We start from the raw sequence: 22228 nt of genomic DNA on the forward strand, positions 1-22228 counted from the left end.
GAGACTGAAGCAAAATAATAAAGGGGCCTAGGCCCCTTTCTCGTATATAAAAAAGAAAAACGTTTTCTAAATTGTATTTAGCGCTGCTTCAAAGTCTTCAATTAGATCCTGCGTATCTTCAATACCTACCGATATACGCAGCATGGTATCGGAAATCCCCATTATCTCTCGCTCTTCGGCTGTATTTTCAAAATAGATAGTAGGTGCAACAGGTAGCGCCAGCGTGCGGTTGTCGCCCAAGTGAGTAGCACAAATCACCAACTTCATTTCGTTTAAAAATGCCACCGGATCAGCACCTTCGATCAGATCAAAACTTAAAATAGCGCCATAGCCGCCGTGTAGATATTCCCGGGCCATGAAATGCTGTGGATGATCTGCAAGCCCAGGGTAAAAGACCTTTGATACTCTCGGGTGATTATCAAGGAATGTCGCTAACTGCATCGCATTATGCTGGCTTCGTGACAAACGCAGAGCTAAGGTTTCCATGCCCAACGCAATGGCAGAAGCAGATTGCGGAGCTAGCGTAGCACCTAAATCCCGTAAACCTTTCTTCTTAATCTGGGTAATTCCCCATTGTGCAGTATCTGCAACCTGATAAGCAGGTTTTAGGTTATCAAACTTTGTCCAGTCAAAGTTACCCGTATCGACTACTGCACCGCCTAAAACGTTGCCGTGACCTGCGATGTACTTCGTCAACGAGCAGAACACCAACGACGCCTTAACATCTTTTGCGTAAAAAACGGGCGGAGGCGTCATGGTGTTATCGACCATAAACAGCATGTGTTTTTCTTCGCAGAATTGACCGATTGCGTGAAGGTCGGCAACCTGTGTCACAGGGTTAGCTACGGTCTCTGTATAAACCCCTTTAGTGTTTGGACGATAGGCTTCTTTAACTTGCTGAATGTCAGTTACATCTGCGTAGGTAACCTGTACGCCAAAATCTTTAATTGTTTCAAAAAAGCTGCGCGTGTTTCCAAAAAGGTATTGGCTTACAATTAAATGATCGCCCGATTTAAGCAGTGCAAATAAGGTGCTGCTTATCGCTGCCATCCCCGTCGAATAACAAAGTGTGCCAACGCCGCCTTCAAGGTCATTGAGCATATTTTGTAGCGCAGCGACAGAAGGTGATGAAGAACGAGAATAAACATGGGCAGCACGTTTGCCTTGAAACGCGTCTATGATGCCCTGCGCATCTTTAAACTCAAAAAGAACGGAATTAGACGTACTGCTATGAACACCGCCATGCTCTGGGGTATTTAGCATACGATCAGAATGAACCTGACGGGTTGTGAATCCCAATTTTGTCACGGGTAAAGCTCCGAAAATAGATGTTTGCGACTTTGCCATGCGCTCACCGCTATCTTACTTGATACGGTTGCGTACTTACCACTTCACCAGAAATGATTATGGCTTTGTTATGCAGTTTTTAGGATATTTTGCGCAAACATTATCATAAAACGCATAGATAGTTTGCATTTGTTCGTCTATGTTAGTCACTTTCTGAATAATTGGCCCTAGCACAATTGCCTTTCTGGCATAGTCTAACCCAATGACTTGAATGGGTATTTCGGCTTCACGAGCAATATGCATAAACCCTGTTTTCCATGGGTAAATGGGGCTTCTTGTCCCTTCTGGCGCCAATGCTAGGATAAGCGAGTCAGCCTCTTTAATCCTATTCGCTATAGATGTTACCACACCGTGCGCTTTGCTCCTTTCAACCGGAATGCCACCGAGTCTTCTCACAATCGCGCCTAAAGGCGGCTTGAATATAGTGTGCTTTCCAAAAAAATTAATATTCAGCTTAAATGAAAAGACAATGAATAAACCAATAAAGAAGTCCCAATTAGATGTGTGTGGTGCTACCGCTAAAATGGCTTTTTTCTGATTAATCAGCTCACCTTCCACGTGCCAACCTCGCTTTGTGAGCACCCATGCCGCAAATGTCGACAACCAATTTGGCCATTTTCGAGGAATATTTTTTCCGACAATAACAATATTGGCAGACTGAGAATACGTGCTAGGGTGTGAGGGTTCTGTCATTATTATTATGCTCTATTTTCTTGGTTTATTACGGCTCAATAATTACGTAATGAACGAGTACTTAACGAGTGAGTACTCAATAAGTCGCAATTTTTAGCGCTCTCAAAGTATTTATTAAGGCGTAACTATTTTGCTTTAGACAAACCATGATTCTGTGTTTATTTCTTCGAAGAGTAATCAAATTCGACATGTAAAACAATTGTTAACATAACCATGAAAGGGCCGATTAGGACATTCAAAAGAGAAAAGGTTCGAAAATTTCAGTATGTGTATTTTATTTATCGCTAACAAAATGCGAGAGGACTACCCGCTAATTATTGCAGCAAATCGGGACGAGTTTTACGCGCGCCCCACCGCCCCATCTACCTTTTGGGATGAGCATCCTAATTTACTTGCAGGGCAGGATTTAGAAGCAAACGGCACTTGGATGGGCGTTACGCGTAATGGAAACTTGGCGGCACTTACCAACGTCAGAGACCCACAGAATATCAACAACAATGCCGTATCACGGGGTGAATTAGTCGCTAACTGGCTAAAGCAAGACTCTGTTGATAGGAGCCACGCTGCGCAATCACAATACTTGGCAACACTCGAAAATACACGTTCGCAATATAACGGCTATAATTTGCTATTTGGTCATGTCGACGCGCTAAGGGTTTACAATAACGTAAACAATTCGACCCATTTTATCGAACAAGGCGTGTACGGTTTATCAAACGCAGATATAGCTACACCTTGGCCAAAAGTAACTCAAGGCGTAAGGGCATTGAACCATTATGTAACAAATGAAGACGTGATTAATGATGACGACTTGTTTGGTATTTTGCGCCGTGACAATAAAGCCGACGACGCGCTACTTCCCGATACGGGAGTGGGTTATGAATGGGAAAAGGCGTTATCTTCTATTTTCATTCAAACCGAGAAATACGGCACGCGCACGTCTACCCTGCTGCTGGTAGATAAAAACAAAACGCTGACTTGGAAAGAGCGGTGCTTTTCAGACAAAGGCGAGATACTAGAAACACGTGAATTTTCCTTTTCAATTTAAGCCATTTTTGAAATGAAACTTTCGTTTACGTTTTGTTTCTTTGACTAATTGAAATATTTTCAACCTTTGGGGGTCGTTTTTTCTACCATCGGTGGCATAATGCCTGCCTGCTATCTTTTGCACACCAACGTAACGTGAGGACATATCGTGTTTGAAGTATTACCCCATCTCGCCCCAGATCCAATTCTTGGCCTGTCTGCTGCTTTTCGTGAAGACACCAACCCAAATAAAATCGATTTAGGTGTTGGCGTTTACAAAGATGAGCAAGGTAATACCCCTATTCTTTCAAGTGTTGCTAAAGCGCAAAAAGTGCTTTTAGACACAGAAACCAGCAAAACCTATATCACGCCTCAGGGCAACCAAGGTTTCATCGATGGTATGTTGTCTTTGCTGTTAGGTAAGAATAGCCCAGTTCTTTTAGCTGACCGCGTTGCTGCGGTTCAAGCACCAGGTGGTTGCGGTGCACTGCGCATTCTTTCAGAACTACTTGCTCGTTGTAACGACAACGCAAAAGTATGGGTAAGCGACCCTACGTGGGCAAACCACATTCCACTTATCGGCTCTGCGGGCCTTAAAATTGAAACCTACCCGTACTTCGATAAGGCGTCAGCAAGCATTCGCTTTGACGCGATGATGGAAACCCTTCGCAAAACTGAAAAGGGCGATATCGTTCTTCTTCACGGTTGCTGTCACAACCCAACAGGTGCTGACCTTACCAATGCACAATGGGATGAAGTACTAGAAGTAGCGAAAGAGCGCGAGTTCCTGCCTTTCATCGACGTGGCCTACCTTGGTTTTGGTGAAGGCTTAGAAGAAGATGCTTACGGCATGCGTTTGTTGGTAGAAAATCTGCCAGAAGTTATCGTTGCAGCGTCTTGCTCTAAAAACTTTGGCCTGTACCGCGAACGCGTTGGTTTAGCTGCCATCATTACAGAAGATTCAGCAACCCGAAAAATTGCACAGGGTCAGATTCAATCAATTGCACGTGGCATCTATTCTATGCCGCCAAGCTATGGTGGCGCTTTAGTTGATATTATCCTAGCTGACGAAGCACTTAACAACGAGTGGGTATCTGAAGTGAACGAAATGCGCGATCGTATGAAGTCACTACGTGCCATGCTTGTTCAAAACCTTCACGACAATGGTTCACCTAAAGACTTTAGCTTCGTAAACGACCAAAAAGGTATGTTCTCGTTCTTGTGTATCACACCTGAGCAAGTGCGCGAAGTACGTGAAAAGCACAGTGTTTATTTTGTAGATTCTAGCCGCGTAAACATCGCGGGCATAAATCACGAAAACGTAGAAACGCTAGCGAAAGCATTGGTATCAGTGCTTTAAGCATTAACTAACGATTTTTAAGATGCGAAAGGCAGGTTTCATACCTGCCTTTTTTATTACCTTCAAATTTCTCGCTTTCCTATTTCTGCGATAAACAACCTAATCGTGCTGTTAATGGCAGTTAGTTACACTTCTTAACAAATTTCCTCCTTGCACCTAACGCTTTTTCTTAGGCGAAATGGGAATAATCGTTACACTGTAACAATGTTGACGTACACGTTAACTTGGTATTTATTAAGACTGACTTATAACAATAAGATTAACGACAAGAACAAGGATACCCCATGTCTAAAGTAAGTGTATTTTGTCTTTCTGCCGCTCTAATTGGCAGTGCAATGCAAGTAAATGCAAAGGAAGGCATGTTCACGCCAGAGCAGCTCCCTTCAATTGCTGGCGATTTGAAAGAAACAGGCTTGGCAATTCCTGCCAGCAGTATTAATGACTTAACTGCATTTCCTATGGGTGCAATTGTATCTTTAGGTGGTTGTTCAGCATCGTTTGTCTCTGACAAAGGGCTTGCGGTTACTAACCACCACTGCGCACGCGGTTCGGTACAATACAACAGCACCCCAGAAAACAACTACTTGAAAGACGGCTTTTTAGCAAAAGAAATTGGTGACGAACTTCCCGCTGCACCGGGTACTCGTATGTTTGTTACCGTCGATTTTTCCGATGTAACGGACAAAGTAGTTGGCGATATCAGTGAAGATATTCAAGGGCGCGAGCGCTATGATCTAATTGAAGCGAACCGTAAAGCTTTAATTGCTGAGTGCGAATCTGAAGCAGGTTTCCGCTGCTCTGTACCTTCATTCTTTCAAGGTCTTGAATATAAACTTATTAAGCAAATGGAAATTCGTGATGTACGTATCGCCTATGCGCCTGCCGATTCTATAGGCAAATACGGCGGTGATGTAGATAACTGGATGTGGCCTCGTCACACCGGTGATTTCTCTTTCTATCGCGCTTATGTTGGCAAAGATGGAAAACCAGCTGATTTCAGTGAAGATAATGTTCCCTTCAAACCTGACCATTTCTTAAAGGTATCTGCAGCAGGGCTTGAGGACGGCGACTTTGTCATGGCGGCGGGCTATCCTGGTTCCACTAATCGCTATGCCCGCTTGTCTCAAGTTTCTTACACTTTCGACTGGCTATATCCAACTTATCTTGAACTGGTAGACGCGTGGATTAAAACTATTGAAAGTGCATCTGAAGAAGGCAGCGATGCGCGTATCAAGTACGAGTCATTGTTAGCGGGTCTAAACAACTTCCACAAAAATACATTGGGCCAGCTTTCTGGCGCTAAACGTGTTGGGTTGGTTCCACGTCGCGCAGAGCGTGAAGAGCAGTTAGCAGCATGGCTTGATAAAAACGGTAAGAGTGAGATGAAGCAAGCCCTTGCCGATCTTGATGCGGTTAGCGCTGAACAAATGCAAATGAACAAGCAAAACTTTTGGTACAACAACCTAAGTCGCGCACAGCTTTTATCTTCTGCTCAAACCCTTTATCGAAATGCAATTGAGAGAGAAAAGCCAGACGCAGAGCGCGAGAGCGGATACCAAGAACGGGACCAAATTCGTCTTAAAGAAAGCGTAGAGCGCATCGAACGCCGTTTTGATCCGGTAGTTGACCAAGCCGTGTGGCAGAAAATGATCAGCATGTACCTAGAACAGCCAGAAGAAAACCGCGTTGCGGCGTTTGATAAAGCGGTGGGCATTGACGGAAATACTGACAGCAAAACACTTCAGAAAAAGCTAAAAGCGTTCTATGACAACACGTCACTGACCAGCACTGAAGAACGTTTGAAGTGGTTAACCGCAAGCCGCGCAGATTTTGAGAACAGTAACGACCCGTTTATTAAACTTGCTGTTGCCCTATTTGATACCGAAATGGCTATTGAAGATAAGAGCAAAACGCTAAGTGGTAAATCTGCTGCGCTGCGCCCTAAGTACATGAGTGCGATTATTGAATGGCAAAAGTCTTTGGGAAGCCTTGCTTACCCAGATGCGAACAGTACGCTTCGGGTAACTTACGGTAACGTAATGGGCGGTTCGCCAAAAGACGGGCTTATTTACGAACCCTTTACCCGTCTTGAAGGCATTACGGAAAAAGATACCGGTGAAACACCGTTTGATTCACCGAAAAAGCAGCTTGAGCTTATCGAAGACAAAAAGTACGGACCTTACAAGCTAGAAGCCATTAACAGCGTACCGGTTAACTTCCTTACGGACTTAGATTCAACAGGCGGTAATTCAGGTTCAGCAACGCTTAACGCAAAAGCTGAGCTAATCGGTTTGTTATTTGACGGCACGTTTGAAAGCGTAAACTCAGATTGGGACTTTGATCCGAAAACAACCCGTACCATCCATGTAGATAGCCGCTACATGTTATGGGTAATGGAATACGTTGACGGCGCAACGAACCTCATTGAAGAGATGACTATAGTTAAATAATCATCAAATAATGGGGTCAGAGTACTTTTCTGCCCCCATAAAAAAGGCAAAAATGGGGTCAGAGTACATTTTCCACCCCTAGTACCTTGCGGTAAAAAGGAGATCGTTATGAGGTTGATAATAAGACTTTTGAGTTTAGCCGTCGCTGCATACGCTTGTTACAGTGGAGCGACAACTGGCGAATGGAAAGCATCTGTCGCTATCGTTGCTCTTTGTGCATTGGTGTTTTTAGTATCATTTGCAACAAAAACTCGCGGCAGTACATTCAGTTCTCATGCAGACAGTAGTGCTGCGATTTACACGCCAACAAGCAGTTCGAGCTCATCTTGCGGAAGTGATGGCGGCGGTGGCGACTGCTAAAGCCTAATGGGGTCAGAGTACTTTTTTCAGTATTTAAAGTACTCTGACCCCAATATTTTATTTGAGGTTGCGGAGACCTTGGGTTAGAAGTCGGTCTAGTGCGTTGGCGAAGTTCTGTTTGTCACGCTGTGAAAATGCTTTGGGCCCACCGGTATGTTCGCCGCTTGAGCGCATGGTGTCCATAAAATCTCGCATACCCAATATCTGCTTGATAGACGACTTATCGTATTCTTCACCACGATTGTTGAGCGCTAGTGCATTTTTCGTCAACACATCAGCCGCTAAGGGGATGTCGTTAGTGATCACCAGATCACCCGCTTCGCACTTCTCCACAATGTAATCATCTGCGGCATCGAACCCAGAAGGCACCTGGGTCAATGTTATATGTTTGTCTGGTGGAACAGACATAGAATGGTTAGCCACCAAAGACAAAGGCAGCTTTGTTCGTCTGGCTGCCTTAAAAAGAATGTCTTTGATAACTGCAGGGCACGCGTCGGCGTCAACCCATATATGCATGGTCGTATCTCGTAATTGTAACTAATTACGCTAGCATACCACCATCTACCACCACTGTCGTGCCCGTGGTGTAGCTTGAAGCATCTGATACTAAGTACAGTACGGTACCCGCCATTTCATCGGGATCGGCAACGCGACCAAGAGGAATGACTTTAAGCGCATGTTTAAGAATTTGCTCATTGGTCGTTAGCGCCGATGCAAATTTAGTATCCGTTAATCCAGGGAGAAGCGCGTTGACGCGAATGTTCAGGCTACCGCATTCTTTTGCGAACGATTTCGTCATGCTGATAACCGCCGCTTTGGTGATAGAGTAAATTCCCTGCATGTCACCAGGGGTGACGCCGTTTACTGATGCCGTATTTAAAATTACGCCACCGCCCTGCTCTTTCATCATTTTGCCCGCCTCAATAGACATGAAGAAATAACCGCGAATATTTACATCTACAGTTTTGTTGTACGCACCTAGGTCAGTATCTAGAATGTGACCGAAATACGGATTAGCCGCCGCGTTATTTACAAGAACGTCCAGTTTGCCGAAATCACGTTTTATTACATTGAAGGCTTCAGTAATTTGTTCCATTTCGCCTACGTGACACGCCAGTGCGGTAGCTTTGCCGCCTGCGTCGCGAATAGATGAAGCAACCGCTTCACAGCCGTCAATTTTGCGGCTTGATACAATCACATGGGCCCCGTATTGTGCAAGCAAACGAGCAATAGACTCTCCAATACCACGGCTGGCGCCAGTGACCAGTGCAACTTTTCCTGTTAAATCGAATAAGTTCTTCATTAAATATTCCTTCTCTTGCTGTTTGTGAACTAACCCATTGGATAGCTTTTTGACTACCTACGTTAGTTACGAAATCTGTTAAAAAATAATAAGAATAGAAGGCAAGCCTTTAGGCATCCAAACATTAATGTCCTATGCCAGCATGCCTCCATCAAGTACAACAGACTGGCCAGTCATAAACGATGATTCGTCGCTACACAGCCATGCAATAGCATTTGCAATTTCTTCGGGCTTACCAAGGCGCTTCATCGGGTTTGCGCCAATGAGGCCTTTTTGACCACGTTCATCTAGCTTAGATAGCACGCCCTGTACCATCGGTGTGTCTACAAAACTTGGGCATACCGCATTGATGCGAATGTTAGCTCGCGCGTATTCTACTGCCGCTGATTTCGTTAAACCTATCACTCCATGCTTAGACGCACTGTAAGCACTGATCATAGGCGCAGAGCGCAGCCCAGCCACAGAAGCAATATTGATAATATGGCCACCACCTGTTGCCGTCATATGTTTCAGTGCATTTTTCATGCAATACCAGACGCCAGCTAAATTGACCTGAATGTTTTTCATAAACATAGCGTCGTCAACTTCGGTAAGAGGCGCAGGAAAATGATCAATACCCGCGTTATTTATAATGACGTCAATTTTTTCATTATGAGAGAAAGCGGTATCAAACATCGCTTTAACCTGAGCAGGCTCGGTAACGTCTACCGACACTGCATAGGCTTTGCCACCTGACTTGGTAATTTCATCTGCAAGCGCTTTTGCGTTATCTTGGTTTAGGTCAGCGATACCTACCATTGCGCCTCTGGCGCTTAATACGCGGGCAGATGCAGCGCCAATTCCCGAGCCACCTCCAGTAATAAGAATATGTTTGCCTTCAACATTTGCAGCTACGTTCATTAGCTGTACTCCAAGTAATTAAGTCATCGAGATGACGTGAACCTGCACGCCATCGCTTTTTATAAATCGTGATCTATAGCTAGAAGTAACTTGCCTTTATGTCATTACACGTTGTGTCACGCGTACTTAAAACTTCAATATCACGGCTTACCAACGGCAGCTCCCAATTAAGGAAATACTCTGCAGCAGCTAACTTACCTTCATAGAAATCGACATCTTGTTCACCCACTTCATGAGCCAAGGCTTGCTCAGCAACGTTTGCTTGGCGTAACCAAATCCAACTCACAACGCAGCTTGAGAATATGTTCAAAAAGCAGCTGGCATTGGTTAGCAGTACCGACTGCTTATCTGAGCGTAAATCTCCCGCCGCTTGCTGAATAAGTGCGCCGAGTTTGTCTAAGTAGGGCTTAAGCTTAGCAGCGAGTGCCTGTGCTCTTGGTGTTTCAGCGCGCTTCATGTCAGCGGTTACTCGGGCAAGTAATACTTGAAGTCCTTTCCCGTCATGCTGCCATAACTTTCTACCTAACAAGTCAAGCGCCTGAATACCGTTAGTTCCCTCATGAATAGGATTTAAGCGATTGTCGCGCCAGCATTGTTCAACAGGGTATTCTCGGGTGTAACCCGCGCCACCTAGTATTTGAATCGCCAAGTCGTTTGCTTTGGGGCCGAATTCAGACGGCCACGCCTTAAACACTGGCGTTAATAGGTCAAGAAGCTGGGAAAGTTCGGTGCGTTTTTCGCTATCGGTTTCCGTTTCCATTTCGTCTATCAGCATGCTGCCATAAAGACAAAGCGCCATACCGCCTTCGCAATATGCTTTTTGAGCTAGCAGCATACGACGAACGTCACCGTGATTAATGATTGGTGTTGGGTCGTCTTCTGGCGCTAAATTAGGTGCCGCACGCCCCTGCGTGCGATCTTTTGCATAGTCTAATGAATAACGATAACCGCGATAGCCAATCATCGCTGCACCGTAGCCCACGCCTATGCGTGCCTCATTCATCATCATGAACATGTAGCGCAGACCTTGGTGTGGTTCACCAATGAGATAACCATGACAATCACCATTCTCACCGAAGGTTAACGCCGTGGATGTCGTACCGCGATAGCCCATTTTGTGAATAAGGCCGGCAAGGGTCACATCATTGCGCACATCTGGATTGCCATCAGCATCTAAACGGTATTTAGGCACAGCAAATAGTGAGATACCTTTCACACCAGCCGGACCGCCAGGAATTTTAGCCAGCACTAAATGTACAATGTTGTCAGAAAGCTCATGCTCTCCGCCTGAGATATAAATTTTGCTACCTTTTACCCGATAGGTGCCATCTTCTTGGAGCCGTGCCGAGGTGCGAATGTCTGCAAGCGACGAGCCAGCATGAGGCTCGGTGAGTGCCATGGTACCGGTAAAGTCGCCGCTGAGCATTTTAGGTAAAAACGCGTTTTTTACGTCTTCTGATGCAAAGTGTTTTATAACGTTCGCTGCAGCTGCCGTTAAAAATGGATAGGCAGTGGACGAAGGGTTCGCTGCTAAAAAATAACCTGCACAAGCATTCATCACAGTAACAGGAAGCTGCATACCACCATCTTCATAATCGAAGTGACCTGCAATAAAGCCCGACTCTCTGTATGTGTCGAATGCCACTTTCACATCATCGATCATTGATACTTTGGTCCCATCAAATGTGGGCTCATTCTTATCAGCAACAGCGTTGTGAGGAAGAAAAAGCTCCTCTGCCATCTTCTCAGCCATATCGATAACGGCATTAAAGGTTTCAACGTTGTGCTCTTCAAATCGCGCCTTCTCGCACAGCGCAGCAGTGTCTAATACTTCATACAGCTGAAATTGCATTTCACGACGAGGAATGAGTTGGTCGGCCATGGTGTTTTGTCCTTTACAAATACTTGTTAACACATTGTGTCATATTCGTTATCGTGCCATTATTGTCATTAATGACACAATAATGGTCAATACCGCCAATGATAAGCATATCTTATCCGTATTAATAACCTGCATTACTTTTATGAATAAACCGAAGTTTACCGTTACCGTGCTCGGCTTTGATCAGGCTCTCGCTTCAGCAATAACTGGAGCGTTGGATGTATTTGCGTTCGCTGGTATCAGTTGGCAGCGCATTCACAAATTACCAACTTCACCGCAGTTTAAAGTGCAGTTAGCCAGTCATCACGGCCAAACGTTTCTTTGCTCGAATCAGGTTACATTGCAGCCGAATATCGCTATTGAAGACGTCTCTCACACGGATATTTTATTGATCCCGACCATTGGTGGAGATATAGACCAAGTTCTCATTGAAACACTGCCATTACTTGTTCATATAAAAAGGTTGCAAAAGGTGGGAGCCGATATTGCTGCAAACTGCACTGGCACCTTCTTATTGGCAAATACAGGGTTACTCACAGATAAGGTTGCCACAACGCACTGGGGATATGCCGAAAAATTTAACGCTATGTTTCCCTCAGTTAATTTACAGCCTGAAAAAATGGTGACGGAAGACAATGAAGTTTATTGTGCAGGTGGAGGGATGGCATGGATTGATTTATCCATTTTATTGATAGAGCGATATTGTGGTCATCAAGTGGCAAGCGATACTGCGAAATCTCATGTGTTAGATGTGTCGAGGACAAGCCAAACTATTTATGCAAGCAGTCGGCAGCGGCGTTTCCATTCGGATAAAGACATTATGGAGGTCCAGTCATTTTTGGAAAAGCATCTGCAAAGCAAAGTCACAATTTCTGACGTGGCAGCACGGCACAATATGACCGAGCGAACGTTAACACGCCGTTTTAAAAATGCATGCAATACCACTCCGGGTCAATATTTACAGTCATTGCGGATTGAACAGGCAAGAAAGTTGTTGGAAACCTCAAATACTCCGTTAGAAAGCCTGATAAGCGCGGTAGGTTACGAAGACCTAAGTTCATTCACTCGACTATTTAAAAAAGCGACAGGCATGTCCCCTTCTCAGTATCGAGCGAAGTTTAAGCGAAACTAGCTTTTCACGTTTTACAAGGAAGCTGCACCAGTAAAGTAGGTTTCAATAACTAATTGGCTCACGGCAGTGCAAACAGGGCTTTTTAATACATGCAAGTTTGCCAATATAGTGCACATTAGATGAAATAAGCCCTTTTTTGCACAAATTTGAAGTTTTTATTTCAAACTTTGTGTAAAATGCAGCGCCAAGCATAGATTGAAAATTTATGTGCTTAAAACACTACAAAAGTATAATTTCAAAATCATCTTGGTGGAAACATGAGAACACACAAAATCGCCACGCTAGCACTAGCTGTTAGTGCCGCGTTCAGCTCTTCAGTTCTTGCACAAGAGGCCGCAACGACAGAAAAAAAAGAAGCCTCACTTGAACAAATTACCGTTACTGCGCAAAAGCGTAGTCAGTCAATTCAAGAAGTACCAATCTCTGTTGCGACGTTAAGCGGTGAAAAATTCGAAAGCCTTTTCTCTGGTGGTGAAGACATTCTTGCACTAGCAGTACGTGTACCTGGTCTTTACGCCGAGTCGTCAAACGGTCGCGTCGCTCCACGCTTTTATATCCGTGGTCTTGGCAACACCGACTTTGACCTAGCGGCGTCACAGCCTGTTTCTATTATCATGGATGAAGTGGTAATGGAAAACGTAGTACTTAAGAGCTTCCCGCTTTTCGACGTTCAACAAGTTGAAGTACTTCGCGGTCCACAAGGCACATTATTTGGTCGTAACACCACTGCAGGTATCATTAAGTTTGATACTGTAAAACCAACACAAGACCTTGAAGGTTACGCGAAAGCTGGTTTTGGTTCTTACGGTACAATGAACTTCGAAGGTGCTATTAGCGGTGGCCTTACTGACGAACTTTCTGCTCGTCTTTCTGTATTGTCACAAGAGCGTGACGACTACATCGATAACGCATTCACAGGCGAAAACGATGCAATCGGTGGCTACGACGAGAAAGCCTATCGTTTACAGCTTCTTTGGGAACCGTCTGCTGACTTCTCTGCGCTATTAAACGTACACGGTCGCGAGCTTGAAGGTACAGCGTCTATTTTCCGTGCCAACGTATTCACCAAAGGCAGTAACGAGCTTAACGAAAACTACGATCGCGAAACTGTTTTCTATGATGGCGACCTTCAAGGCGACGGCATCGACAATAACCCACAAGAATATGACGGGTTTGGTGCGTCACTAAAACTTGAATACGATATGGATGAAGTTACCTTCACGTCTATCTCGGCTATCGAAACAGCTGATGGCTCAAGCTTAGGCGATGTTGATGGTGGTTTTAACCGTGCAGACGGTACTTCAGGTCCTGGATTCATTCCTTTCTCGGCGGTAACGCAAGATAACCTTGATGACCTAGAGCAATACACTCAAGAATTTAGACTTTCAAGCAACACGCGCGATGCTATGAACTGGCAGTTAGGTGCGTTTTATTACGATGCATCTTTTAACGTTACTAGTATCGACGGTTACTTTGGTGCAACAACCGTATTCCACGAAAACCAAACGTGGGCAGTGTTCGGTCAAACCTCTTACCAAGTTAACGAAAAACTAAACGTTACTGGTGGTATTCGCTATACGCACGACTCTAAGAGTTTAGTGGTTGGCGATCAAAACGTGAATGGTTTTGCGTTGGTTACCGGAGATGCTCAAATTCAGGACTACGACGACATTGATGTAGATGATGGTCAAACTAGCTTTGAACTTAGTGCAAACTACCGCGTTACTGACGACATGTCTGTTTTCGCACGTTATGCAAACGGCTTCCGCGCCCAAACTATTCAAGGCCGTGACGTTGCGTTTGAAGGCGCACCTTCTGTTGCTGATGCTGAAACTATCAATTCATTTGAAGTAGGCGTTAAATCTGACCTTCTAGACGACACACTTCGCTTAAACGCAGCTGCATTCTACTACACAGTAGATGATATGCAGTTCTCTGCGATTGGTGGTGGCAACAACTTTACAGCACTAGTTAATGCTGACAAAGGTGAAGCGTACGGTTTTGAAGTAGATGCGCAATGGCTTGCAACTGATGAACTAACGTTTACTGCAGGTTACAGCTACAACCACACTGAAATCAAAGACGATACGTTAACGGTTTCGCCATGTGGTACTAACCCAGCGTTTGGTTCTACAGGAAACTGTACGGTAACCGACCCTCGTCCAGACGGTTTCGTTGCTTCAATCGACGGCAACCCATTCCCACAAGCACCAGAGTCAATCTTCAACTTTACTGCTCGTTACACCATTCCAATGGGTGATGACGGTGAGTTCTTCGTGTTTACCGATTGGGCGTTCCAAGGTGAAACTAACATCTTCCTATACGAAGCGGTTGAATTCACTACTGACGACAACTTCGAAGGTGGTCTACGTATTGGTTACGAAAACTTCGCGCACAACTACACAGTAGCGCTATTTGGCCGTAACATTACTGACGAAGATAACGTTAAAGGTGCGATCGACTTTAACAACCTAACGGGTATCGTAAACGAGCCACGCGTTTGGGGTGTTGAGTTTAAGTACACTTATTACTAAGCCAATATAGGTAGCTACTTTCATGTAAGGTAGCGATTTGGTTTATCAAAAGCGGTAGCGTTTACAAACGCTACCGCTTTTTTTTTACGCCGCCATATGAACGTCTGAGGTTGGCACTTCCACTAATTGCTGCAGTTTTCTGCACACCTGCACCCACCGCGCGACTTTTTGATAGTAGACCTGCTCTATTAACTGCCCTTTTTCATCAAACAAAAAGCTCGCTAACTTTCCTTTGTTCCCCGGCATGTAAAAATGGTGCACGGTAAATTGCTTTGATAAAGGGGCGTGTGCCACTTTTTGATACATACAAAAAGGCAGTGTGTTCGCGCGTTCATCGCCACCGGTTAAGCGAGTGCGGCGTTGAAAGGTGTCTGCTCCCAATTCAGCCATAATGCCGTGTTTCGAGATAAGTTGATCAACCGCTTTAATGCCTGTTTGCATAATTTTCTCCTAAAGGTTGTGCAAAGTCACACGCCTAAATAAGATTCAAAATAAACCATACTGATATATATACAGTATATGGTCATTTGTTTAAAATGCAAACAAAAAAGCCGCTTTTTACAGCGGCTTGTTTTTTGTTGAATAATGATGGGAAGTTAATTAAGGGCAGATTCTAAAAAAGCCCACTGGTCGGCATACCCTTCAATTTGCATCCACGTTGGCGTACCTGCACCGTGACCTGCACGGGTTTCTACACGAAGCAAAACCGGGTTATCACAGCTTTGATCTGCCTGTAGTTGAGCTGCAAACTTATAACTGTGCCACGGCACAACACGGTCATCGTGATCACCTGTAGTGACTAATGTAGCTGGGTAACAGGTGCCTGGCTTAGTGTTGTGAAGTGGCGAATAAGCGTAAAGCGCCTCAAATTCCTCTTTATTTTCACTTAACCCATAATCAGAAGACCAAGCCCGTGTATTTGCACTTGGCGTGTGGTAGCGAAGCATATCCAACACACCGACTGCAGGTAAGGCGGCAGAGAAAAGGTCCGGACGCTGAGTTAAGGTCGCGCCTACAAGCAAGCCGCCATTCGAGCCACCTTGAATACCCATTTTCTCAGGTGTGGTGTAGCCGCTTTCAACTAAATACTCACCGGCTGCGATAAAGTCATCGAATACGTTTTGCTTGTCTAGCTTAGTACCAGCTTTGTGCCATTTCTGCCCATACTCGCCACCACCGCGTAGGTTAGCTATGGCCAGTACATTACCCTGCTCTACCCATACCATACGCGATACTGAATACCGTGGTACTAATGAAATATTAAAACCACCATACCCGTACAACAGGGTTTTGTTGTTGCCATCTAGTTTTAAGCCTTTCTTATGTACAATAAACATGGGCACTTTCGTTCCATCTTTACTGGTATAGAAAATCTGCTTTGTTTCGTAATCGTCATAATCAATACCGGTATCAATGGTTTTAAATAACGAAGACTCACCACTTTTTATATTGTAGGCATACACCTGACCCGGATTTGTAAATCCAGTCAGTTTATAAAAGGTTGTATCGGCATTTTTGCCGCCAAAAAAGCCGCTTACGCTACCTATGTCAGAGAACGTGATTTCATCAACTTTTTCGCCGGTTAAATCAAATACACTCACCTGACCTTTCACGTCCTTTAGATACTGTGCAAAAAGCTTCTCACCCAGAAGAGAAACGCTAGATAAGGTATCAGGTGTACTTTCAATAACGGTTTCAGTAGCGTTAACACCATTATCAAAAGTTACTTTAACGACCTTGCCCGTTGGGGCATCTGCAGTAGATGTGAAGAACAGCGCATCGCCATGCTCGCCAATCAAATCATATCGACCATCCCACTTCTCGAAAACAGGAACAAGCTCGCTATCATCCTCTTTAAGCGATTTAGCATAGACACCATTAGCCTGATACCCTTCAAAAACAGAAATAAGCAATGTTTCACCATCCTGTACAACTGAAGGATATGGGTTCCAGGTATCCTTTCCTTCAAACGCAAAGACCTTTTTGTCTGCACTTTGCGCTGTACCTATCGCATGAAAGTAGATAGCTACCGTTTGACTATCATCATACTCGCCCGCGTCATTTTTTGGGTAACGAGAGTAAAAGAATCCACTTTCGTCAGGCAACCAGGCGATATTCGAAAACTTAATGCCTTTGATAGTATCCGTTAAGTCTGATTTATTGCTGGTGTTGCGAAGGTGAATGGTTTTCCAGTCAGTACCACCATCAGATAGCATATATGCAAGGTACGAGGCTTTGGGGCTAAGCTCTGTTGATGCCATTGATACTGTGCCATCATCGCTTAACGTATTTGGGTCAATCAACACTTCGGGTTCACCGTCAACGCCGTCTGCCATGTAAAGCACATACTGATTTTGTAAACCGTTGTTGTAGGAATAAAATAGCTTGCCGTTTACCATGTAGGGCGTTGAATACTTCTCATAATCCCAAAGCGCGGTTAAACGCTCTTTGTAACGCTCTCTAGAGGGTAATTCTGCCAAGTAAGGGCGAGCAAGCGTGTTTTGCGACTCAACCCACGTTTTTACTTCTTCGCTTTTCTCTTCCTCTAACCAGCGATAGGGATCGCTAACCATAGTGCCATGATAATTATCCTGCTGTGCAACGGTTTTCGTTTCTGGATAACCAGACACTTTCGGCATGGCAGCGCTGTTCTGTTCTATTTTAACTGAATCAGACGTTTCGCTTGGCGAGCTTGTGCAAGCCAAAGTTAAGCCTGCGGAAGCTGCAACCACGGCTGCGTATATTAGATTTTTCTTCATTTTTTATTCCCTAAAAGAAAAATGCCGGTTTTACCCGGCATTATCTATTTAACTTTCTGTCGTAACTTGAGCTTGTCTTCTGCCTTTAAATACATTCTTAAGGTCGTTAAGAATTAGATAAAGTGCAGGAACGAGTAGCAGCGTTATCACCGTTGCAAACAAAATACCGAAGGCCAAAGAAATAGCCATAGGTATGACAACCTGTGCTTGCAGACTGCGTTCAAACACAATTGGCATCAACCCCATAAAGGTAGTTAATGACGTTAGGATTATCGCTCTAAAACGCTGCGTTCCAGCGCTAATTGCTGCCTCCATAAGAGACATTCCCTCTTTGCGCGCACGGTTTACAAAATCCACCATGATCAAGCTGTCGTTTACCACAACCCCAGATAACGCAATAATGCCACAGACAGACAATACACTTACCGCCATACCAAGCACCAAGTGGCCGATAATAGCGCCCACTATGCCAAAAGGAATAACTGACATTATGATCAGAGGTTGGCTATAAGATTTAAGCGGAATAGCAAGTAATGTGTAGATAGCGAACAATGCAAACAACAACCCTTGCATCAGACTAAACATAGCTTCGGCTTGTTCCTTTGAGTTCCCTTGCAGCTGAAAGTCAACTTTTGGATAACGAGCCAACAAGTCTGGCATTAGGTTTTCAATTACGTCATTCGTCACTTCTGATGGGTCGAGTAATGCTTTATCAACTACACCCGTAACGGTAACAGAACGCTTTCCGTCTACGCGAATAATAGAGTCAAAGCCTTGGCCAACAGTGAAGGTCGCCACTTGCTCAAAAGGTATTTCTTGTCCATTTGGTGCGCGAATACGCATATTTTCAAGATGCTCTACGGAGCTTCGCTCAGTTTTAGGGTAGCGCACCATAACTTTTATTTCTTCATCGTCTCGCTGAATACGCTGAACTTCTGCGCCATAAAAGCCAAAACGTACCTGTTGACCAAGGTCTCGTAACGAAATACCAAGTGCATCAGCTTGTGGCTTAAGTGCTAACTGAATTTCATCACTGCCACCAGAGAAAGTATCGTTAATATCGGTTACGCCTTCGTATTGATCTAACGCTTCTTTTAGCTCTTCGCTAATAGCACGCAGCGCTTTGATATCGCCTGAACTAAACTCAAAGCTAAGGTCTGCACCACCACCTGGACCGCCAGGAGAACTAATATTGAATGACTTAACACCAGGTATTTCAGGAAGCTCCTGACGCCACATGTCCTGAATTTCAAAATCAGTCAGCGTTCGTGTTTCCCCTTTTGTAAGCTCCGCAAAAATCTCTCCGCCTAAATTGCCATTATCAAATGCAATGGCGTGTTTAATTACATTTTCTCCAGATTCTTCAGCAATCTTTTCGTCCATGCGATGCATAGCTTCACGAAGCGTTGTAAGCACATTATCACGCTGCTGTAGTGACGAGCCTGGTTCTAGCTCAAAGCTGGCAACCATAAAGTCGCTTGGGATATTAGGGAAAAATACAAAACGTACGATACCACCGCCAAATAAACCGACCGTTAAAATCAGCATCGCGACAAAAACGGAAACCGTGGTATACCTATTGCGTATGGCTTTAGCTAAAAAAGGTGCATATTTATTTTGAATGAAGGTCTTTATACCTTCACTGAAAAAGTCTCTAAACTTTTGAAAGCCATTTGCTTTTGCTGGATCATAGGGCTTCAGCTTCATATGCACAAGGTGGGCAGGCAATATAAGCTTAGACTCTATAAGTGAGAATATCAGACAGACAATCACCACCATGCCGATGGTCTTCCAAATAATACCGAAAGGGCCAGACACCATAAGCATTGGCATAAATGCAGCGATAGTAGTCAGTACGCCGAAAGTGGCGGGCATAGCAACCTTCTTAACACCGGCAATGACGTTGTCAGCGCTGTGACCCTTTTTATCTATTTCAGAGTAAGCTGACTCGCCCATGATGATGGCATCGTCTACCACTATCCCTAATACAAGGATAAAGGCGAACAAGCTGAGCATATTAATAGATACACCCACTACATCTAACGGCATGACAAATAAAGTGCCAAGGAAACACACCGGTAGCCCTACAATAACCCAAAATGCGAGCTTTATTTTTAAAAATAGAGACAGAACCAGAAAAACAAGAAGCGCGCCGAAAAACATATTTTCGAGCATCATATTAAGTCTATCAGCGAGATAGAATGAGCTATCTCCCCATGTATCGGCCGTAATGTGGGCTGGGAATTCTGCCTTTTGACTATCGATGTAATTGTTTACTTGTTCAGATATCTCTAACGCATTCTGATCACCAACGGCTTGTACCCGCAAGCTAACGGCTGGCTTACCGTCAAATAAGGCATATTGATTATTTTCGATGAAGCCGTCGTTTATATATGCAACATCACCCAAAGTTACTCGCGTTCCATTCGAATTAGTGACCAGTACAATTTGAGAAAAGTCCCAGCCGGTATAGGCTTGCCCCTTTGTTCTTAGCAAGATATCGCCGTTTTCGGTGCGAATTGAACCACCAGGTAAGTCCACACTAGACTGGCTTAAGCGCCCTACAACATCAGCAAAGGTAAGATTGTACTTTTGTAAATCGACTTCAGACAGCTCTACCGATATTTCGTAGTCGCGCGCGCCCACTACTTGAACACTGGAAATTCCTGACAAATTAGCAATGTCATCGCGCAAGTTTTTGGCAAACTCTTTCAACTCTCGCTCTGAAGCATCACCATAAACTGAAATCCAAATCACATCCTGTTGTATTTTTTGGCGATAAATTACTGGTTTTTCAGTATCAGCGGGGAAGCTTGGTATTGCATCCACCTGTACCTTTACCTCATCAAGCAACGACTGCACATCGTAATCTTCTTCGACTTGGATGCTTACCGTTCCCATCCCTTCAACGGCGGTAGCGTTAATTTGCTTAATGCCCTCTAAGTCTTTAATCGCCTCTTCTATTTTTAGCAGTACGCCCTCTTCTACTTCCTGTGGCGCAGCACCTAAGTAGGGAACCCGTACACTAATGACGTCTATTTCAAAGCTTGGAAAAACTTGCTTTTGAATACTGAACGCACTGAAAATACCGCCAACAACAAGCAATATCATTAGTAGATTAGCGGCAACATTATTTCTTGCAAACCAGGCAATTAAGCCTTTGTTTGTATCAATGCGGCTCATTAGTTGCCTCCTTCAGAGGACGTGCTTTCCACTTTGTCAGTGTTTTTCGACGTGTCAGATTCAGCTGCTTCAGATAACACAGGCTCATCACCTGGCAAACGGACTTTCATACCGTTATAGGGGTTTGGAACCGCGCTGGTGACGACCAATGAACCTTCTTCGATACCAGAGCGAATAAACACATCTTTCGCGGTGGTACGAGCAATTTCAACCGGCTTAATATCAATTTCTCGATTGTCGTTAACGGTAAGTACGGTATTGTCTAACCGCAAAATACTGCGAGGTAGCACCACAAGTTCTTCGTTTTGGCGAGAGGTAATTTCTGCTTCCACAAATTGACCAAAACGCAGTGGCGAAGGGTGAGAACCGTTAAGATTATAGGGGTCTTTAACTTCAACAATGGCGTAGACTACTCGACTACCCGTATCTAAAATTCCTTCTGAACGAACTAGCTTGCCCTCCCATGTGCGCTTAACGCCACCAACAGACGCAAAGAGAGAAACGGGGGCGCTTTCGCTCGACTGCCCAGCTATATCGATAAACATGAGGTCGCTATCTGGAATAGGTAATCTTACTTCTGCCGTATCGGTAGAATATACAGTGCCCAGCATTGAACCCGCAGCCACAAACTGTCCAAGATCAATATTTCGCTCTACAACGATACCATTGTATGGCGCTGTAATTTTAGTTCGTTCTAAATTGCGCTTCGCACGCTCTAGTTTAGCCTCTGCGGCTTTAACGTTTGCCTGTTCTTTTGCCAATTGGGGCTTTCTTAAACCCAACTCTGGTGGCGCAACGCTGCTTACTGAGCGCCATTCTTGTTCTGCAACCTTTCCTCGCGCTATTTCCTCCTGTAAGGCAGCTTGCGCTTGAGCGAGTTCAGCTTCTGCAAGCTTTAAATCTGTTCGATAGTCATCTTGCTCTAGCGTGGCGAGTATGTCGCCCTTCTTAAATGTTCCTCCTGCGATAAACGCATCAGACAAACTCACTACCTTGCCACTGACCTGCGCACTTAGCCCGGTTTTATTTCGGGGTACCACATTACCTTGCGATTTTACAATGAAGCTTACTTGCTCTGCGTTCACTGCTTTTGCATCTACTAAGAAAGCAGGTATCTCTACGGGGACTTGCTCAGGTGGCTTGCGCGATTTAATCATAACCGCTGCTGCAACAAACGCGATTAACACTATGAACAGTGGAATACCACTTTTCATTAACATGGAGTTTTTCATTTACTATCCCTAGGAACGAAGGTAACCAAAGTAAAAGCAATGTCTTGCCACTCAGATACCCCAAAAT

General features: G+C 44.5%; 16 protein-coding genes. 6 read left to right on the forward strand and 10 right to left on the reverse strand.

Annotation, left to right across the window (positions count from 1 at the left end):
- Positions 1-66: 66 nt before the first annotated feature.
- Both C6Y39_RS04140 and C6Y39_RS04145 read right to left on the reverse strand, forming a co-directional pair.
- Positions 67-1308: a cystathionine gamma-synthase family protein gene (locus tag C6Y39_RS04140; RefSeq protein WP_105930140.1), complete on the reverse strand. Its 1242-nt coding sequence runs from the start codon at positions 1306-1308 to the stop codon at positions 67-69.
- Positions 1309-1404: 96 nt separating this feature from the next.
- The gene (locus C6Y39_RS04145; RefSeq protein WP_105930063.1) at positions 1405-2040 is read right to left on the reverse strand and encodes a 1-acyl-sn-glycerol-3-phosphate acyltransferase; all 636 of its coding nucleotides are present in this window, start codon (positions 2038-2040) and stop codon (positions 1405-1407) included.
- A 265-nt stretch (positions 2041-2305) separates the two neighbouring features.
- Between C6Y39_RS04145 and C6Y39_RS04150 the strand changes: the two genes are divergently transcribed.
- The 4 genes from C6Y39_RS04150 to C6Y39_RS04165 all read left to right on the forward strand — a co-directional run bounded on the left by C6Y39_RS04150 (position 2306) and on the right by C6Y39_RS04165 (position 7236).
- Positions 2306-3088 (forward strand): NRDE family protein, encoded by a 783-nt coding sequence (locus C6Y39_RS04150; protein WP_105930064.1) that lies wholly within the window; start codon positions 2306-2308, stop codon positions 3086-3088.
- A 147-nt stretch (positions 3089-3235) separates the two neighbouring features.
- Positions 3236-4426, forward strand: a complete 1191-nt coding sequence (locus C6Y39_RS04155; RefSeq protein WP_105930065.1) for an amino acid aminotransferase — start codon at positions 3236-3238, stop codon at positions 4424-4426.
- A gap of 284 nt (positions 4427-4710) precedes the next feature.
- Entirely contained in the window at positions 4711-6876 is a 2166-nt protein-coding gene (locus C6Y39_RS04160; RefSeq protein WP_105930066.1) for a S46 family peptidase, read from the forward strand.
- A gap of 108 nt (positions 6877-6984) precedes the next feature.
- Positions 6985-7236 (forward strand): hypothetical protein, encoded by a 252-nt coding sequence (locus C6Y39_RS04165; protein ID WP_105930067.1) that lies wholly within the window; start codon positions 6985-6987, stop codon positions 7234-7236.
- A 57-nt stretch (positions 7237-7293) separates the two neighbouring features.
- On the opposite strand, the gene C6Y39_RS04170 is transcribed toward C6Y39_RS04165, so the two are convergent.
- The 4 genes from C6Y39_RS04170 to C6Y39_RS04185 all read right to left on the reverse strand — a co-directional run bounded on the left by C6Y39_RS04170 (position 7294) and on the right by C6Y39_RS04185 (position 11321).
- Complete coding sequence (locus C6Y39_RS04170; RefSeq protein ID WP_105930068.1) at positions 7294-7752, reverse strand: YaiI/YqxD family protein; 459 nt, start codon at positions 7750-7752, stop codon at positions 7294-7296.
- 25 nt (positions 7753-7777) lie between these two features.
- Complete coding sequence (locus tag C6Y39_RS04175) at positions 7778-8539, reverse strand: SDR family oxidoreductase (protein WP_105930069.1); 762 nt, start codon at positions 8537-8539, stop codon at positions 7778-7780.
- Between the two features lie 132 nt (positions 8540-8671).
- Complete coding sequence (locus C6Y39_RS04180) at positions 8672-9439, reverse strand: SDR family NAD(P)-dependent oxidoreductase (RefSeq protein ID WP_105930070.1); 768 nt, start codon at positions 9437-9439, stop codon at positions 8672-8674.
- A gap of 79 nt (positions 9440-9518) precedes the next feature.
- Positions 9519-11321: an acyl-CoA dehydrogenase gene (locus tag C6Y39_RS04185; RefSeq protein WP_105930071.1), complete on the reverse strand. Its 1803-nt coding sequence runs from the start codon at positions 11319-11321 to the stop codon at positions 9519-9521.
- A 142-nt stretch (positions 11322-11463) separates the two neighbouring features.
- On the opposite strand from C6Y39_RS04185, the gene C6Y39_RS04190 reads away from it, so the two are divergent.
- Together C6Y39_RS04190 and C6Y39_RS04195 are read left to right on the forward strand one after the other, a co-directional pair.
- Positions 11464-12453, forward strand: coding sequence for a GlxA family transcriptional regulator (locus C6Y39_RS04190; protein WP_105930072.1), 990 nt, complete (start codon positions 11464-11466; stop codon positions 12451-12453).
- A 257-nt stretch (positions 12454-12710) separates the two neighbouring features.
- The gene (locus tag C6Y39_RS04195; RefSeq protein WP_105930073.1) at positions 12711-14987 is read left to right on the forward strand and encodes a TonB-dependent receptor; all 2277 of its coding nucleotides are present in this window, start codon (positions 12711-12713) and stop codon (positions 14985-14987) included.
- Positions 14988-15071: 84 nt separating this feature from the next.
- Here C6Y39_RS04195 and C6Y39_RS04200 read toward each other — a convergent pair whose 3' ends face one another.
- From C6Y39_RS04200 to C6Y39_RS04215, 4 genes are all read right to left on the reverse strand, one after another.
- A complete protein-coding gene (locus tag C6Y39_RS04200) occupies positions 15072-15428 on the reverse strand; it encodes a hypothetical protein (RefSeq protein WP_105930074.1) in 357 nt (118 codons plus the stop codon).
- Positions 15429-15583: 155 nt separating this feature from the next.
- Entirely contained in the window at positions 15584-17746 is a 2163-nt protein-coding gene (locus tag C6Y39_RS04205; RefSeq protein WP_105930075.1) for a prolyl oligopeptidase family serine peptidase, read from the reverse strand.
- Between the two features lie 48 nt (positions 17747-17794).
- Positions 17795-20929 (reverse strand): efflux RND transporter permease subunit, encoded by a 3135-nt coding sequence (locus C6Y39_RS04210; RefSeq protein ID WP_105930076.1) that lies wholly within the window; start codon positions 20927-20929, stop codon positions 17795-17797.
- The gene (locus C6Y39_RS04215; RefSeq protein ID WP_105930077.1) at positions 20929-22161 is read right to left on the reverse strand and encodes an efflux RND transporter periplasmic adaptor subunit; all 1233 of its coding nucleotides are present in this window, start codon (positions 22159-22161) and stop codon (positions 20929-20931) included. The genes C6Y39_RS04210 and C6Y39_RS04215 overlap by 1 nt, the downstream gene beginning before the upstream one ends.
- Between the last annotated feature and the right edge of the window lie 67 nt (positions 22162-22228).

The organism is Alteromonas gracilis (assembly GCF_002993325.1).
Lineage (GTDB): Bacteria > Pseudomonadota > Gammaproteobacteria > Enterobacterales > Alteromonadaceae > Alteromonas > Alteromonas gracilis.

What these genes read in the sequence shown, in the direction of transcription:
- C6Y39_RS04145 (WP_105930063.1), bottom strand. Translation starts at nt 2,040, where the DNA reads ATGACAGAACCCTCACACCCTAGCACGTATTCTCAGTCTGCCAATATT.
- C6Y39_RS04150 (WP_105930064.1), top strand. Translation starts at nt 2,306, where the DNA reads ATGTGTATTTTATTTATCGCTAACAAAATGCGAGAGGACTACCCGCTA.
- C6Y39_RS04160 (WP_105930066.1), top strand. Translation starts at nt 4,711, where the DNA reads ATGTCTAAAGTAAGTGTATTTTGTCTTTCTGCCGCTCTAATTGGCAGT.
- C6Y39_RS04165 (WP_105930067.1), top strand. Translation starts at nt 6,985, where the DNA reads ATGAGGTTGATAATAAGACTTTTGAGTTTAGCCGTCGCTGCATACGCT.
- C6Y39_RS04170 (WP_105930068.1), bottom strand. Translation starts at nt 7,752, where the DNA reads ATGCATATATGGGTTGACGCCGACGCGTGCCCTGCAGTTATCAAAGAC.
- C6Y39_RS04175 (WP_105930069.1), bottom strand. Translation starts at nt 8,539, where the DNA reads ATGAAGAACTTATTCGATTTAACAGGAAAAGTTGCACTGGTCACTGGC.
- C6Y39_RS04180 (WP_105930070.1), bottom strand. Translation starts at nt 9,439, where the DNA reads ATGAACGTAGCTGCAAATGTTGAAGGCAAACATATTCTTATTACTGGA.
- C6Y39_RS04185 (WP_105930071.1), bottom strand. Translation starts at nt 11,321, where the DNA reads ATGGCCGACCAACTCATTCCTCGTCGTGAAATGCAATTTCAGCTGTAT.
- C6Y39_RS04190 (WP_105930072.1), top strand. Translation starts at nt 11,464, where the DNA reads ATGAATAAACCGAAGTTTACCGTTACCGTGCTCGGCTTTGATCAGGCT.
- C6Y39_RS04195 (WP_105930073.1), top strand. Translation starts at nt 12,711, where the DNA reads ATGAGAACACACAAAATCGCCACGCTAGCACTAGCTGTTAGTGCCGCG.
- C6Y39_RS04200 (WP_105930074.1), bottom strand. Translation starts at nt 15,428, where the DNA reads ATGCAAACAGGCATTAAAGCGGTTGATCAACTTATCTCGAAACACGGC.
- C6Y39_RS04205 (WP_105930075.1), bottom strand. Translation starts at nt 17,746, where the DNA reads ATGAAGAAAAATCTAATATACGCAGCCGTGGTTGCAGCTTCCGCAGGC.
- C6Y39_RS04210 (WP_105930076.1), bottom strand. Translation starts at nt 20,929, where the DNA reads ATGAGCCGCATTGATACAAACAAAGGCTTAATTGCCTGGTTTGCAAGA.
- C6Y39_RS04215 (WP_105930077.1), bottom strand. Translation starts at nt 22,161, where the DNA reads ATGAAAAACTCCATGTTAATGAAAAGTGGTATTCCACTGTTCATAGTG.